The following is a 16,453-nucleotide window of genomic DNA, read 5'->3' as shown; positions in this document are numbered from 1 at the left end:
CTTTTTTACACCGCTCCCCTTTTTTCCGCTACTCGCTGATTTGACGTGGCGGCATTTAGGAGCCTCCCTTTTACTTGCGCCATGGCTGGATATAAGAAAAGTAATAGCGTGATGGCGTGATTTGAAAAATTTCCGTGATTGTGATAACAGAAAGTTTCGGACATGATCGCGTTATTTAGAGATTCTATTTCGTGAACGATTCTTATTGCCACCGTGAGCGAGCGGAGCGAGAGGAAGGTGGCGTATCATAGCTTCACGATAGTTGAAAATGTGAAATTCCTTTCCAGCAAGCGCCACGCTTATTATTCTGACCATCGTCGCGGCTATGGCCGTGCATTGGCCCGAGAGCTATTCCTCGCTGTCCGAATTCTGGGAAGGCTATGCGATTAGCAATAAGAATGGCTCAGGCAACTACAAGCTGCCGCTGCTTTATCTGATTATGTTCTTGCCGTTGCTCTTCGGCGGCGCGGGTAAACTGAGTCTCGATCACCTGCTCAAAAAGTACTTTGACTGAGGCGTTGCTATTCACGTCCAGCACATCACCCCTACGGGTTGATGAGAAGCAAAAAAAAAGCCCCGCTCGCGAGCGGGGCTTTTTCGTTGTAGCGCCTTACTACTGAGACGGCACACCACACGGCGTGGCGCTTGGCCCAGGCGTCATCTGAAAGTTGCTGGTGTAGGCAATATAATCGACAAAGTTCAGCGAGCCGCTGCTGTCAATATCGTAATCCGGATCATAACCTGGATCACCAGTCGCTGTATTAAAACGTGGCGTAAACATCGAAATGTCGATGAAATTGATAATGCAGTCATTGTTGACATCGGCGTCACAGCGATTGCCAATACCATCACCGTTGGTGTCGATTTGGTCGGGGTTCGGCACTAACGTGCAGTTGTCGGTTAAGTCACCCACACCATCGGCGTCCGTATCAGCCGGAGGCGCAGCCGCTTCGAGCATACCAATGCCGGCGACCGTTCCGAGCGCATCGCCATCCGCGGAAAAACTGCCGTTGTCCAGATCAAATTCGATCGGAATCGACACCATAAACGTCGGTGAAAACGCCGTCACCGAAAAGGAACCACCGAGTATACCGGAGGTACCAGTAATCGCCGCGCTGTCGATACTCGTGATCGGCACAGGTGCGCCCACTCCACCGCAATCGCCACCACCCGTGGCAAAACAAAAGCCGCCCACGTTGACGTTGATGCTCGTGATATCAGCAATGCCGATGCTGCCGGCTGCCAACGCGGCATCATCGACTTCAATCGGTCCACCCACTTCCGTTCCGACCGGCGTTAACGCGACGAACGCGCCCGTTACATCGGTCACTTCACCTGAATAGCTGAGTTCGGCGGCCTGCGCTGACAGTGTCAGCAACATAGCCAAACAAAATCCTATTGTTGTGCGTCTTTGCATGCTTCCCTCCCAAATGAGAATGTCGTAATCGGATACGTTGGCAATTGGCCCGCATCCTTTCTTTCCACGACAGTATAATCACAAAGCGAGGGTGACGCCGAAACCGGCGATACGCCGAACAGCGAGTAGAACGGACTAAACGGAGCCCCGCTCGCGCAGCCAGTGCCTAATTAAAGGCATTTGCGGTAATGGTGCGTTGCGTGATCACCACGCGTCGCCGACGCGTCTATCCGTCATTTTTTTCGGTGGCCGTTGCGCGTTTTGTATAGAACCCCTCGAACCAAGGCGTCCAGTTGCCGGCGGCATCCTGCTGTTCAAAAAACTGGCGCACACGTCCATCCTCGAGCTTCGTCCACGTGCCACGAAACGGGCGAGTGAGACCTTGCTGCAACGTGTGTGCCACACCCTCGAGCACCATCGAACCCTCAATAAGACCACCGGTGATCCGCAACTGAAGACCCGGACTCACCCACACCTGCGTCCATTCGCTCGACACAACGTCGTAGTAGTTCATGCTCATGCCGGTGCCGCCGGACGCACTTTGCCACTCTTCAAGAATAAGGCAGCCGTTTTCTTTCGATGAAATTGTGTTACGACCCATTGGAGTGCCGTTTGCGTCGGCCACATCCCAGGTGCCAAGCCAAAAATCGAAATGCCGAAACTCGCCAGCGCGACACGGATTGGCATTCGCCTCGAGTTGGTCTAGGACATCATCAAATCCGGCCGTACCGACCAAAGCGGCAAGCTGCTCGTTGTCGAGCACACGCTGTTGACCCGACAAACCCGCTGCCGCCGCCGAGCGCAATAAGCGGATCGCGTTGTCGGCCTGCCCTTGGGTTGCCGCGACTTTGGCGCGTTCGTAATCGGCGTAGGAAACGGGCAGGCCATGATTCACGCCCTGTTGAAGTGAGTCGAGCGCGTCAGTGAGTTGGCCTATGTAACGTTGCGCCACGGCCAATCGATACCAATAGCGCACGTTGGTGGGGTCGGATTGCGTGAGCTGCGTATACAGCCGCGCGGTGGTGGGCCAATCTTCGGCCGTATAGGCGGCTTGCGCCTGGTCGGCGAGTTGATCGCCAACTTGGGCGATCTCGTTGCTAGCCGTCGGTGCGTTGTTCGCGGTCGCGCAGGCGACGAGCGAACAACACAGCAGCAAGGCGGCACTGTGTGCGAGTCGATTCATATTTCCCCCCAAATAGTGTGTCGTGTCTTGATGACGTTAGTTAAGACATCGACACAGGGGAGCAGGTTCCCGCGCCTCGTGAGCGCGATGCCCTTAGCGCATGTGCGGGGCCAATGTCGCCATGTCGACTCGGTATAACTCATAGGATCCGGCTTGCTGAACATAGCCTTTGGGACTGACTAGCCAGGTTTGCGTTTGGCCATCCATGTCCATTTCGAGTTCGTATTCAAACAGTGGTTTAATTTTTTCGTAGCGGCGCTCTCGTTCATTAAACGCGGTCGCTATCGCGCGCACGGTCTGTGCGTCCGTGATTCGCGCGGTCTGCTTGCGACCGTCTCGCAGGGTCAGCGTCAGGACGTCGCCAGCGTCGGCAGACTGCACCGACACCCCGGTAGGCACTTCGTCGTAGTTCGTGTCCGGTGTACTGCAGGCGCCGAGTGAAACGAGCGCGACACCGGCCACAAGCGGTGACCATCGCCTGTGGCGACGCACGGCAGCAAACAACACGAGCAACAACCCAAACATTCCCGCGGCGCCACCGCCGCCACCGCCGCCGCCACTACTGGGTGGTGGTGTTGTATCGTTAACCGTCACGCTCATACTGGCCGAATCGGACAGCCCACCCGGATCGGTAACGGTCACGCTGAAAGTCAGACTGGTGGCCGCCGAGACCTCAGGCGCCGTGAACGAGGCGGTGGCTGACGTCGGATTGTTGAGCGTTACGGCCAGGCCGGCGGTCTGGCTCCAGGCAAACGTTACGGCGTCGCCATCGGGATCACTGCTGGCAACCGCGTTGAGCATGACCGACGCGCCCTCGTTGGCTGACAGCACCACCTGCGAGACGGTAGCCGTTGGCGCGCGATTCACATTCACAATACTGACCGTGACCGTCGCGATGTCCGACGCACCAAACACGTCGGTGACCGTCACTTCAAATGTCGCCGAGGTATCTCCCGTAATGTCGGGCAGCGTGACGTTTGTGACCGCCGCCGAGCTGTTTGCGATGGTCGCATTCGGCCCCGCAGACTGCCGCCAGGAATAAGTCAGTGCATCGCCGTTCGGATCGCTACTGCCGGATGCGTCAAGTTGCACCGTCGTTCGTTCATCGGCCGTGGCCGATGTGATGGTGGCGACGGCTTCTGGTGGGCTATTGCCGCCTGGTGGAAACGCAATAATGCTGCGCGAGCTGCTCGCGGTGCAGGTTTGGGTTGCCGTCACCTCGAGGGTCACATTGCCCACGTAGGCGCTGGTATAGGTGTGTGTTGGCGAAGGCAGTGTGCTGTCCACCACATCGTCCCCATCGAAATCCCAGGCATAGGTGAACGGTCCCGTGCCCGACACGGTGGATGTGAAGGTGACAAGTTCATTGGCCTGCGCCGGATTGGGATTAATGGAGAACGAGACCGTCGGTGGGTCACATGCGTCGACACCATCTACTAGCGTGATGCCCGTATCATCCGGATCGAGCCACGCTTTCAGCCGCGTCGCTGACGTTGTGCCCACATCGTAATGTGACGCGAGATGGGCATAAAAATCGGGTGCGTCCGGCGTGTCACACGACGCACCACCACCAGACAGCACCCCAACCAGACGCTGGTCTTGGTTCCAAAAACCAGAGCCGGATGAGCCACCCTCTGTTGTGCCCTCGTCCCAAGCCGCGATCATAATATGCACGCTATTGGGATTGGGCGCGGTGGAACCAAAATTGGTGTTAATGATTGGACCTGAGTCAACGCTAATGCGTTTTTCTGTACCGTCGGGATGGTGAATACTCACGCCTGAACTCGGCGTGGTGTCCGTGGTGTCCCAACCGGTCCAACGAACATTGAACGAATCCGGCGGCGTCGTATCCAGTTCGACCAGTGTCATATCAAACCGTGGCTCTGGACCATCCAAACTACCGATCGTGGCCAACAGTGTCGCGCCGCTCTGACTCTGCGCTTGAGAACCGTCGTTGGGTCCGCCGCACATTGATTTTTCGAAATTCCAAAACAGCACCATGGACTGCACTTCGGCTGCTGTCGACACACAGTGGCTGGCCGTTAAAAAATACGGCTTGCGATCGCCAGTTGCGTTGTTGACCATATTGCCCGTGCAGGTAAACGTGCCGCCTTGGCTATCGAAGATGTAGCGCGCAACCGATCGAATCTGATCGCGCCAATCATCCCCTTGCGGACACACAACATCAATGTTGCACGCGCCCGCTTTGGGTGTACTCAGCGATTTCAAATCGCGGTAACCATGATTGACACTCTTAAGATCAAACGTCAAAAAGGGTTTCATACGAGTGGGCACGTTAATTTCAATCACCGCCGATTGCCCTTCGATCATGGCGGTCCAAAGTTTCTTGTGCGACTTGTTGTCGGCTTCGGTGTACGGACCAAGCAGTTGACGATGATCATCGCTGTAGACAAAGAGCGCTGCACCCGGGGGCAAAAACACGTTCTCAAAGGCAAAGCTCAGCCACTGAGCGTCCCCCGCATTCACTTCCAGTCGCCAGATCGACGTCTCGTCTACCTGTGTCCATCGGCCTTGAGATCGGTCAAGAACCGGAACGTTTCGTTTCACAGCAACACGCACCGGCTGCCCGGCTTGAGCACGCTGCGCATCCTCCGCAACAAGCTTCTGTTGATCAAGCCGTGTCAGCGACAGCGGGGACTCCGAGCGAAAATCGAGCGCTTGGCGAAAACTGAGCGGCTCCTCGACATAGCGAGCCTCCGAGGCAACGCGCTCCACCGCGGATGCCGGCGACATGAGCGCGAGCGCCAGCGCGGAAAAGAGAAACAGCCTAATGGCGAGTGTTCGCATAAACCAATCCATCCGTTTTTATGTCACGTTAATTCCACAGACCATAAGCGTTTTGTCAAGACTTCACAAAGGAACCAATCACAAAACACGCGATACAAAATCCTGTTTTTTCGGGGATTACCCGAAATCTCAGTCAAATAGCATCATGCCTGTATCGAAACCGTTCATACCACTCATTTAGAGCGTCGTTCGCACCGGCAGTTCAATATTGATTGTGGTCGGCAGACAACAGCGCATTGAGCAAATTATCTTGAAAACTGATGTTGCCTGTGAGGGTTTGATGGTCTTCGCAAAGAAAGAACGCGTAACCCAGCGGAAAGAAGCTGTAACGATGCCGCGCAATGGTCGGATCGCTACTCTGCCTAGCCAACAGTGAGGCTTTACTCACCGTACCGTCGCCCGGCTCGAGCATGCGCCGCTCATAGTCGATGCCGGGTTGTTTGTGTTTAATGTCTTTGGGCTCCAGGCGTAAGTGGTGATGCTCGTCGACTGGCTCCAACACCATACGGGTGGGCGTCAGCGCGCAATCACCACCAAACACCCCGTAACGAATCGGCACTTGATCAAGGGTGACGGTCAACGACCACGTGAAGCGCCGAGCACGTTCCAAACTGCGATCGAAAAATGCTTCAAACGCCTCAAAACGAGCACGCCCTTGCGCCGGTGAGGCCGCTGCCTCGACAATGCGTTGGCGCACTTTTGGGTGGAAAATCGACAGCTGGTGATCGCGCCAAAATTCAACATCGAAAATATCGTGCGACAGCGCTTCGCCTTGCATATCGAGCAACCACGCGTGCAAAGCGTGTGGCAACACTTGATAGGCACTTGGAAAGGTGGCGACAACTTCGGGCGCGATCGTACCAAAACCGACACGCATTCCCTTGTCGAGAATATCCGCCGCCAGCACCGAGCCAAAGTTTGGCGTGCCTAACAACACCACGCGACGCAATCGACTTGCGCCTTCCAGATTGACCGGAAACGCGTTGTCATCCAACACATCTTGAGTGCCATATCGCGCATAGTAACGCGTGATGAGTCCGCCCATACTGTGCGCGACTACATCCACTTTCAGATCTTCGGCGTTGTGATCGCGGCGAATCGCTTCGATGAATGCGTGCAATCGTCGTACGTTGTACACATTATCTTGACGCCAATCGTAGTCGAACACATACAAGCGGCGACGATTGCCGTTCGCTGGAGTGCCGATTTCAGTTATGTCATAACCGCCCGCACCGCTTAACACTTTGATGATGCGGCCATAAAAATCGCGGCCGCCCGCCCCATCGGTAATGCCGGAAGGGGTTAAGGATGACGGCACCAACACCGCATCGCGCTGGCTGATGTCGAGCTCTAACGCCCGATAATCGTCAAAGAGTAAGCGGCGCAGCGAGCCTGGCCAGATTTCATTTTGCGTGTCATGGTTATACAGGCGGGCGCCGAGCATGCCGTGAATCAGCACTACGGGTACGATGGCCGAATCGTCGGCTTGATGCGCGTAGAGTCGGGCAAGATCGGGGCGATTGGGCGACCCCGCACAGCCACAGAGCGTAAGGATGAGCGCAAGAAACATCCACGGGCTACGCAATCGGCTTGACGTCATCGACCGCACCTATCGAGGTAAGGCAATCACGCGCGACACGCCACGCTGCCTGGCATCCGACGCCGGAATCAGTGTCTCGCCGTCTCGAACGATTAACTGCAGATCGCCAAACTCCCAGCTATGCGGCTCAGTGCGATAACCGCTTTTGCTCAGACTCGACTGCACGTCGGGCCGCAGCGGCCGGCTAGGACTGTACGTCACGAGGTCCGGCGGCAGAAGTTGATGATGAAAACGGCTCGCGTCCACCGCCTGCTGCGGGGTCATATTGAAGTCGAGCACATTCACAATAACCTGAAACACAGAGGTGAAAATAGTCGAGCCACCGGGCGTACCCACCACTAAATCAACCTCGCCATTTTGCAACAGCATCGTTGGCGACATGGAAGACAGACTGCGTTTATGTGGCGCGATGGCATTGGCCGAATTGCCGACGACCCCATACACGTTTGGCACACCTGGCTTAACACTAAAATCATCCATTTCGTTGTTCAGTAAAAATCCGCCGCCTTCGACGACAACACCGCTGCCAAAATGCCAATTAATCGTATACGTGTTGGCCACGGCATTACCGTCCCCATCGACAATTGAGAAGTGCGTGGTGTCCGCCGACTCAAACCCCGGCGGCACCGCGGCCAGACGGGAGATCGCACGCGGATTGACATCGTGCGCGCGCGCTTGAATGTACTCGTCATCGATCAATGCATCGATTGGCACATCGACAAAGTCTGGATCACCAAGATACTCAGCGCGATCCGCAAACACGCGCTTTTCCATTTCAGCGACTAAGTGCACGTACGGCGCTGAGTTGTGCGCCTTGCCCTCAAACTCATGCGCCAAGGCATCTTTCATTTTTAGCAACTGCACGACCGCAAAGCCACCGGAACTCGGCGGGGGTGCGGACACGAGTGTGTAACCACGCCACTCGGCGATCAACGGTTGACGCCATACGGCCTCGTAGGCCGCAAGATCCTCGAGTGAAATGAGTCCATTGGGTTGCAATGCGTCGACCAGTTGTTGGGCCACCACCCCCTGATAGAAGCCATCGGGCCCCCACTTCGCAATTCGCCGAAGTGTCTGAGCAAGCTCGGGCTGTCGAAACCGTTCGCCTGCGCTGGCCTCTCCGAAATAATCAAAAAAATTGGTTTGATCGCCCAGCCACTCGCGCATGTCGGCGATGGACTCAGCCAGCGATTCAGGCATCACAAAACCGTTCTCGGCAAGCTCAATGGCAGGATCGATCAATGCATCCCAGGGCATCGTTCCAAAGCGGGTGTGTGCCTCGTATAAACCAGCGACGGTCCCCGGCACCGCAGCAGCACGATTACCGATGAGGCTGGCGTTTTCTATCACCTCCCCTTGTGCGTCCAGGTACATATCGCGCGACGCGTGACCCGGGGCTTTTTCGCGGTAATCCAAAAAGTGATTGCGTCCATCGATGTGGATGAGCATGAAACCACCGCCGCCGATGTTGCCCGCTTCGGGATAGGTGACGGCGAGCGCAAACGCCGCAGCAATCGCGGCATCCACCGCATTTCCGCCCTGACGCAAAATGGCTTCGCTCACTCGCGCACCGTACTCATCCGGCATGGCGACCGCAGCGGTGCGCGCTGGTTCGGCAACAAGCGATGCGTGGTCCGAGCGGGGTGACGTTGACACCTGACAGCCCGCCAACATGGCGCTCATCAGGACGAGAGCGAACAGACGCCGATAGGCGTGTCGATGCATAGTTACCTCCATCCCATCACCCACACCACGCGAGTGTTGGCGTTAACGCGCGCTAACGCTTCTTGGGCGCGATCAAATCGGTGATGGAGCCGTCAAACATCTCGGCCGCCATCGCCACTGTCTCGGATAACGTTGGGTGCGCATGGATAGTGAGTCCGATGTCTTCGGCATCGCAGCCCATTTCGATGGCCAGCGCCGCTTCGGCCACCAGGTCACCGGCGTGTGGACCGACTGCCCCCATGCCAATGACGCGATGCGTATCAGGATCAAACAGCAACTTGGTCAGGCCACTATCAACACCAAGCGCTAACGCGCGACCGCTAGCCGCCCAAGGAAAGGTTCCTTTTTCATACGGCACGTTGTTGTTGCGCGCGTCCGTTTCCGTCAGCCCTACCCACGCGACTTCAGGGTCGGTGTAGGCGACCGAGGGAATAACGCGCGCATCGAAGGCCCGTTTGAGGCCGTGTGCACACTCGGCCGCCACCTTGCCTTCATGACTGCCCTTGTGGGCAAGCATGGGATTACCGCGCACGTCACCGATGGAGTAAATGTGCGGTACGTTGGTTTTCATGTGCTGATCCGATGGGATAAAGCCGCGATTATCCACTGTGACACCCGCGTTTTCGGCACCAATAAGCGCACCGTTTGGACGTCGACCGACGGCCACCAGCACACGCCCAAAGGTGTCGACATAGCGTTCACCATCGCGCTCGAAGGTGACCTCCATTCCGTCCAACTTGCTCTCGACGAGCGTCACTTTGGTGTTGAGCCAAATGTTTTCGTAGCGCTTCTTAATGCGCTGATGCAAAGGTTTAACTAAGTCCGCATCACAACCCGGTATGAGCTGATCGGTCAGTTCTACCACCGAAATTTGAACACCGAGCGAGGAATACACCGCCGCCATCTCAAGCCCAATAATACCGCCCCCGATAACTAACAGGCGTTTGGGTAACTCTTCGAGCTCAAGCGCCCCGGTGGAATCAATCACACGCGGATCGTCGGGAATAAACGGCAAGCTAACCGGCTCACTCCCCGCGGCAATGACACATTGCTCAAAGGCGATGACTTCGCTACCACCTGAATTGGTCACTTCGATGTGATGGCTCGACAAAAACGTGCCAACTCCGGGAGCGACACGCACCTTGCGTCGCTTTGCCAACCCCGAAAGACCTTGTGTGAGTTTACCGATTACCGAGTTTTTCCAGCTCACCAGTTTTTCGGTATCAACCTTCGGCGCGCCAAACGTGATGCCGTGATGGGCCATTGCCGCGGCATCATCGATGACTTTGGCGGCGTGCAGCAGCGCTTTCGATGGGATGCAGCCAACATTGAGACACACTCCGCCCAAGGATGGCCAGCGTTCAACCAGTGTGACGTCCATGCCAAGATCGGCGGCGCGAAAAGCGGCCGTATAGCCGGCCACACCCGCACCGAGCACAAGTAGCTCACATTTGTTGTCCACTTGACCGGTGTAGGTGCTGCCCTCGGGCGCCCCGGGCAACGTGAGTGTGGGTTCATCGACAGGCGGCGCCTGCTCCTCATCCACCGATACGGCAATGAGCGCAATGGTGTCGCCAGTCGAGACCTTATCGCCTGTTTTGACACTGACCTCGATCAACCGCCCGGTAAACGGCGACGGCACGTCCATGGCCGCTTTGTCCGTTTCCAGTGTGACCAGCGCATCTTCTTTGTGAACTTGATCGCCCGGTCGAACCAGAACGTCGATGATTTCCACTTCGTCGAAGTCGCCAAGTTCGGGCACCTGAATGATGGTGGGTTCGCTCATGCGGACACCAGTGCGTCGATATCACCGACTAACGCGGCCAAGCGCGCGGTAAATCGGGCGGCGCTTGCCCCATCGATCACGCGGTGATCATAAGACAGCGACAGCGGCAGCATCAGTCGCGGCTCAAATTGACCGTCGATGTACACCGGCTGCATGGCCGAGCGCGAAACGCCGAGTATCGCCACTTCCGGCGGGTTAATAATGGGCGTGAACGAGGTTCCACCGATACCACCCAAACTCGACACGGTGAACGTACCGCCTTGCATGTCGGTAGCCTTAAGCTTGCCTTCCCGCGCTTTCAACGAGAGTTCACCCAGCGCCTTCGCAATCTCGAGAACACCGAGTGACTCGGCGTTGTGAATCACCGGCACCATGAGTCCGTTTGGCGTGTCGGCAGCAAAGCCAATATTGATGTAGTCCTTCATGACCATCGCTTTACCGTCATCGGACAGCGATGCATTAAACAATGGAAATTCGGTCAGCCCAATCACACAAGCGCGCACCACAAATGCCAATGGGGTGAGCTTGATATCCTGGTCGGCGGCGGCGGCTTTCATTTCTTTGCGGCGCGCCTCAGTCGCGGTGAAGTCACCGAGATCGTTTTGCGTTACGTGCGGAATATTGACCCAGCTGGCGTGCAGGCGAGGCCCCGAGATTTTCTGGATACGCGACAGTGGCTCTAACGTGATGTCGCCAAATTTTGCGTGATCCACAGACGGCAGTTCGGGCAACGCCGATCCCACCGAGGCCGACCCGCCCATCATCACCGACTTGACGAACGCTTTAACGTCGTCTTTGCTGATGCGCGACTTCACACCGGACCCGGTCACTCTACCAAGGTCAACGCCCAGTTCACGGGCAAACTTCCGCACGGCAGGACTGGCGTGCGCGAGTTTAAAGGTCGCTTCACTGATCGGGGGTAACGCGGCCGGCGCGGCGCCGGTCGCAGGCGCGGGCGGGCTGGACGTAGCCGCTGTTGGTGCGGGCGCGGGAGTGGGTGCCGGCGTCGCGTCGATTGCCGGCGCGGCGGGTGATTGCGCCGCTGCGTCCGCCAGGCAGGTCGCCACGACCGCGCCCGCCGACACGCGATCGCCGACCGAAACCGACACCGACTCGATGGTGCCACTAACCTCGGAAGGCACATCCATCGTTGCCTTATCGGTTTCCAGCGTGAGCAGAGGCGTATCCACGTCGACCCGATCGCCCGCTTTCATGAGCACCTCGATGACTTCGACATCGTCGAAATCGCCCAGGTTGGGTACCGCCACATTGACCAAAGACGGTTCCGCCGACGCGGCCACATTCGAAATGGCCTCATCCGCCTGCGCGTCGTCCGTGGCGGTGTCGACCGCGTCGGCACTGGCCGCTACTTCAAGCGTGAGTATCACGTGCCCCTCAGACACCGTATCACCCAGCGCTACGGTAAGCTCAAGCACCTTGCCCGCGTGAGGCGACGGCACATCCATCGCCGCTTTATCGGTCTCGAGTGTAATAAGGCCCTCTTCGGCGTCCACCGTTTGACCCGGTTCGACCAATACCTCGATGACTTCGACATCACTGAAATCGCCCAAATCGGGTACGCGTACTTCGATGCGATCACTCACAAGGCTCTCCTACACCGAACTCGGGTTGGGTTTACTCACATCCACACCAAATTTTCGGATGGCTTCCTTGACCTTGTCGGCCCCGATTGCGCCCTCCTCAGCCAACGCGTTGAGTGCACTCACCGCAATGTAGTAGCGGTCGACTTCGAAGTGACGGCGCAAGGCGGCCCGGCCGTCGCTTCGACCAAACCCATCGGTGCCCAGCACACAATATCGCCCGGGCACCCAATTGCGGATTTGATCCGGCACAATTTTCATGTAGTCGCTGGCGGCAATAAAGGGCCCATTGAGACCGTCCAGGCATTCGGCAACATACGGTTTGCGCGGGGTGCTGCCGGGATGGAGCATGTTCCAGCGGTCTTTCTCCGCGCCATCGCGACGCAACTCGGTGTAGCTGGTGACACTCCATACGTCCGACGGCAGATCAAACTCATCAGCCAGCAAATCGCTGGCGGCCAGCACTTCGCGCAAGATCGTGCCTGAGCCGAAAAGCTGCACTCGCAGTTTACCTTTGCTGCCCTCGCGTAGACGGTACATGCCCCGCAGAATGCCCTCTTCGACACCGTCAGGCATCGCCGGATGCAGATAGTTTTCGTTCATGCACGTGAGGTAATAGAACACGTTCTCCTGCTCTTGGTGCATGCGCCGCAGACCGTCCTGCACAATCACAGCAAGCTCATAGGCATAAGCCGGATCGTAGGCGAGACAGTTAGGGATAGTGGACGCGAGCACCAGACTGTGTCCGTCTTGGTGTTGCAATCCTTCCCCGGCGAGCGTGGTGCGCCCGGCTGTACCGCCGATATAGAAACCACGCGCCTGCATATCCGCAGCCGCCCACATAAAATCACCGACACGCTGGAAACCGAACATCGAATAGAAAAGATAAAACGGAATCGCGCTCACGCCATGGTTGGAATAGGAGGTGCCTGCCGCGATCCAAGAACACGTGGCGCCGGCCTCGTTGATGCCCTCTTGAAGAATCTGACCTTTCTTGTCTTCACGGTAATACATGAGCTGGTCGGCGTCTTGCGGTGTGTAGAGCTGCCCCATCGACGAGTAAATACCCACCTGACGAAACATGCCTTCCATGCCGAAGGTGCGGGCTTCATCCGGCACGATCGGTACAATATGCTTGCCGATGTTCTTGTCTTTTATGAGCTGTGTGACAATTCGCACCATGGCCATGGTGGTAGATGCTTCGCGCTCGCCGGTTCCTTTTAACTGCACATCGAAATCCGACAGTGCCGGCACTTCCAGCGACGGTGCGGATGTGGTGCGCGCCGGCAGCGAACCGCCAAGCCGCTCACGATGCGACTTGAGGTATTTCATCTCGTCGCTGTCTTTGGGCGGTTTGCAAAAAGGGACTTCAAGCAGGTCTTTATCGCTCACCGGAATATTGAAACGATCGCGAAAATCGCGCAGCGCCTGCTCGTCGAGTTTTTTCTTCTGATGCGTGATGTTCTGCCCTTCGCCGGCGCTCCCCATACCGAACCCTTTGACCGTTTTGGCCAAAATCACAGTGGGTCGACCGGTGGGTTTTATGGCTTCGGCGTAGGCGGCATACACTTTTTGCATATCGTGCCCACCGCGATTCAGTCGCCAAATGTCTTCGTCGGACATGTTGGCCACCATGGCTTTGAGCTCCGGGTATTTGCCAAAGAAGTGTTCACGCGTGTAGGCACCGCCCTTCGCTTTGAAATTCTGATACTCACCGTCCACGGCCTCTTCCATGCGTTTGCGCAACAGGCCCTTGTGGTCTTTGGCCAGCAAGGGATCCCAGCGCGACCCCCACACCACTTTGATCACGTTCCAGCCCGCACCCGTAAACGCGGCCTCGAGCTCCTGAATAATCTTGCCGTTACCGCGCACCGGACCGTCGAGACGCTGCAGGTTGCAGTTCACGACAAAAATCAGATTGTCGAGTTTTTCACGCACCGGCATGGTAATGGCGCCGAGGCTCTCGGGCTCATCCATTTCACCATCGCCGAGGAAGCACCAGATCTTACGATCCTGAAACTTGAGCAAATCTCGGTTTTGCATGTAGCGCATGAATCGCGCTTGGTAGATGGCCATCATCGGGCCCAGTCCCATGGACACCGTGGGGAACTGCCAAAAATTGGGCATCAGCCACGGGTGCGGATAGGACGATAGACCGCCCCCGCCCACTTCTTGGCGGAACCGCAATAGATCCTCTTCTTCAAGACGACCTTCTAGAAAAGCGCGCGCATAAATACCTGGCGATACGTGACCTTGAATAAACACCATGTCGCCCAAAAAGTCTTTCGTTCGGGCGCGCCAAAAATGATTGAAGCCCACTTCATACAGGACGGCGGATGAGGCGTAGCTCGCGATATGGCCGCCGTACTCAGAACTGAGCTTGTTGGCGTGCACCACCATCGCCATGGCGTTCCAGCGCAGATAGGCCAGAATGCGTTTCTCAATGGCTATGTCGCCGGGATAGACGGGCTCTTGGCCCACCGGCAGGGTGTTGAGATACGCGGTATTTGGCGTAAACGGCAAATACGCCCCCGAGCGTCGCGTGTGGTCAACCAGGTGGTCGATGAGAAAGTGCGCCCGCTCGGGGCCGTGAACTTTCAAAACCGAATCGATCGACTCGAGCCAATCTCGGGTTTCAGCCGGATCAACATCGGGGTTGGATTTACCGTCGCGCATAAAAAAAGATCCCTTCGTCCCAGTGCCTGGACACCGGCGAAATGACAAGCGAAAAAGGCGTTTCGAATAAAGCGCCAGACGGCGCCAGAACAATCTGTATAATCCAGAATTCAACAAATTAGGTCAAGGATTAACGTGCGCCAGTTACTTCCAAACGCAACAAAACTTATCGTGCGTAATGACGCCGGTCGCCCTACTGCAATGCAGCTAAAAACCGCAGATCACGTGTTCTTGATCGAACCCAAATCGAAACGGCAGCAACTGCTCGAACGTCGGCCATTCGACGCGATTGTCCGGCATTTGCGCAGCGCGACGGGCAACGCGGTGGACTACGCCACCAGTCCCGGCACAAACACCTCGCCCGGCCTGACCTACGCGTCGTTTTCACCGAATCCATCGATGTTCGAGTGCCTGTCCGTCGCCCGCAAACTGTTTGCCGCGCTGGCCCCACTTAATCCCAAACGCATTGCGGTTGTCTGCAACGACAAATCCGACGACACGCGTCAGCGTTTTGCTGAGGCCGTCGCCGCCGCCGGCCACGCCCATGTGTGTGCGCTCACGAGTTTTAAACGGCAAAAGCCGGCGGCGCGCCGGTTGCGGTATCTGGACGTCTACGTGTGCCCAAGCCTCGACACGCACCGTCTGAAAGCCGAGGCGAACGGTAACAACATCGCGCGCGTACTCGCCGCGCTGCCGCCCAACGTCCTCAACGCCGCAAACTACATCGACGCGTGTCGTGAGCTGGCCAAAAAAGACAATCTGGCCATCACGGTCTATGACCAGGCTCAACTAAAGCGTATGGGCGCCAATGCGTTTTTGGCGGTCGCACAGGGCAATCCGCATGGTTCGGCTGGCATTGTGTGTCTTCGACGCGCCGGGGCGGACACCCGACCCTGGGTTTCACTGGTGGGCAAAGGCGTGTGCTTCGACACCGGCGGCATCAATGTCAAAAGCGCGGCGGGCATGCAAGGCATGCACGAGGATATGCAAGGCAGTTCGGTCGCACTTGGGAGTTTTTTGGCGCTCTGCGCCATCGAACCCGATCGCACACTCGAATGCTGGCTGGCAATCACCGAAAACCGTATTGATGGTGAGGCACACACGCCAACTGAGGTTATTACCGCAGCAAACGGCACCACCATCGAGGTCATGCACTCCGATGCGGAGGGCCGTATGGCGCTGTGCGACACACTGCATTTTGCTTCGGCTCAAAAACCCGAACTCCTGATCGATTTTGCGACGCTCACGGGCGCCTGCGTGAACGCGCTCACCGAACGCTACTCCGGCGCATTCGCCAATCGCGAGGCGCTCAACGCCACGCTCATCGCGGCCGGCGAATCGAGTGGCGAACGCACCTGGCCATTCCCGATGGCCAGCGACTACGATGAGTTGCTCGACTCGAAATACGCCGATGTGGTGCAGTGCCCGATAAGCGGTAAAGGTGATCACATCGCCGCGGCGCGTTTTCTGAATCGATTTATTGCGCGCGGTGTGCCCTGGGTGCACGTCGACTTATCGGCGGGCAACAAAAAAGGAGGCCTCGCCCACGTCGGCACCGACACCACAGGTTTTGGCGTGCGCTTTACTACTCATTTTCTTATCGAACAGCAGGCCCATGCCGTACTGAACGGCAAAGCCTGACGTGAACGATTGGAGT

At 57.1% G+C, this 16,453-nt stretch carries 9 protein-coding genes and 1 pseudogene; 2 read left to right on the top strand and 8 right to left on the bottom strand.

Going from position 1 to position 16,453, the window contains the following annotated elements:
* Positions 1–289 precede the first annotated feature (289 nt).
* Positions 290–514, top strand: a pseudogene (locus AAF465_12810) (DoxX family protein).
* 99 nt (positions 515–613) lie between these two features.
* Here AAF465_12810 and AAF465_12805 read toward each other — a convergent pair.
* The 8 genes from AAF465_12805 to aceE form a co-directional block, all read right to left on the bottom strand.
* A complete protein-coding gene (locus tag AAF465_12805) occupies positions 614–1,417 on the bottom strand; it encodes a thrombospondin type 3 repeat-containing protein (protein MEM7083603.1) in 804 nt (267 codons plus the stop codon).
* A 226-nt stretch (positions 1,418–1,643) separates the two neighbouring features.
* On the bottom strand, positions 1,644–2,600 hold the full coding sequence (locus AAF465_12800; protein ID MEM7083602.1) for a hypothetical protein: 957 nt from the start codon (positions 2,598–2,600) through the stop codon (positions 1,644–1,646).
* Positions 2,601–2,693: 93 nt separating this feature from the next.
* Positions 2,694–5,408 (bottom strand): trypsin-like peptidase domain-containing protein, encoded by a 2,715-nt coding sequence (locus tag AAF465_12795; protein ID MEM7083601.1) that lies wholly within the window; start codon positions 5,406–5,408, stop codon positions 2,694–2,696.
* A 202-nt stretch (positions 5,409–5,610) separates the two neighbouring features.
* Positions 5,611–7,008 (bottom strand): hypothetical protein, encoded by a 1,398-nt coding sequence (locus tag AAF465_12790; protein MEM7083600.1) that lies wholly within the window; start codon positions 7,006–7,008, stop codon positions 5,611–5,613.
* Positions 7,009–7,017: 9 nt separating this feature from the next.
* Positions 7,018–8,733 (bottom strand): gamma-glutamyltransferase, encoded by a 1,716-nt coding sequence (ggt, locus tag AAF465_12785; protein ID MEM7083599.1) that lies wholly within the window; start codon positions 8,731–8,733, stop codon positions 7,018–7,020.
* A gap of 52 nt (positions 8,734–8,785) precedes the next feature.
* Complete coding sequence (gene lpdA, locus AAF465_12780) at positions 8,786–10,519, bottom strand: dihydrolipoyl dehydrogenase (GenBank protein MEM7083598.1); 1,734 nt, start codon at positions 10,517–10,519, stop codon at positions 8,786–8,788.
* On the bottom strand, positions 10,516–12,123 hold the full coding sequence (locus AAF465_12775; protein ID MEM7083597.1) for a dihydrolipoyllysine-residue acetyltransferase: 1,608 nt from the start codon (positions 12,121–12,123) through the stop codon (positions 10,516–10,518). Before AAF465_12775 ends, lpdA begins: the two co-directional genes overlap by 4 nt.
* 9 nt (positions 12,124–12,132) lie before the next feature.
* A complete protein-coding gene (gene aceE / locus AAF465_12770) occupies positions 12,133–14,796 on the bottom strand; it encodes a pyruvate dehydrogenase (acetyl-transferring), homodimeric type (GenBank protein MEM7083596.1) in 2,664 nt (887 codons plus the stop codon).
* Positions 14,797–14,931: 135 nt separating this feature from the next.
* Between aceE and AAF465_12765 the strand changes: the two genes are divergently transcribed.
* Positions 14,932–16,437 carry a M17 family metallopeptidase gene (locus AAF465_12765; protein MEM7083595.1) on the top strand — a complete coding sequence of 502 codons (1,506 nt, stop codon included), beginning with the start codon at positions 14,932–14,934 and terminating at the stop codon, positions 16,435–16,437.
* The last annotated feature ends 16 nt before the right edge of the window (positions 16,438–16,453 follow it).

The sequence above is a fragment of the Pseudomonadota bacterium genome (assembly GCA_039028935.1).
Classification (GTDB): Bacteria; Pseudomonadota; Gammaproteobacteria; order Steroidobacterales; family SZUA-146; genus SZUA-146.
This window is presented reverse-complemented; position numbering and strand designations above follow the sequence as displayed.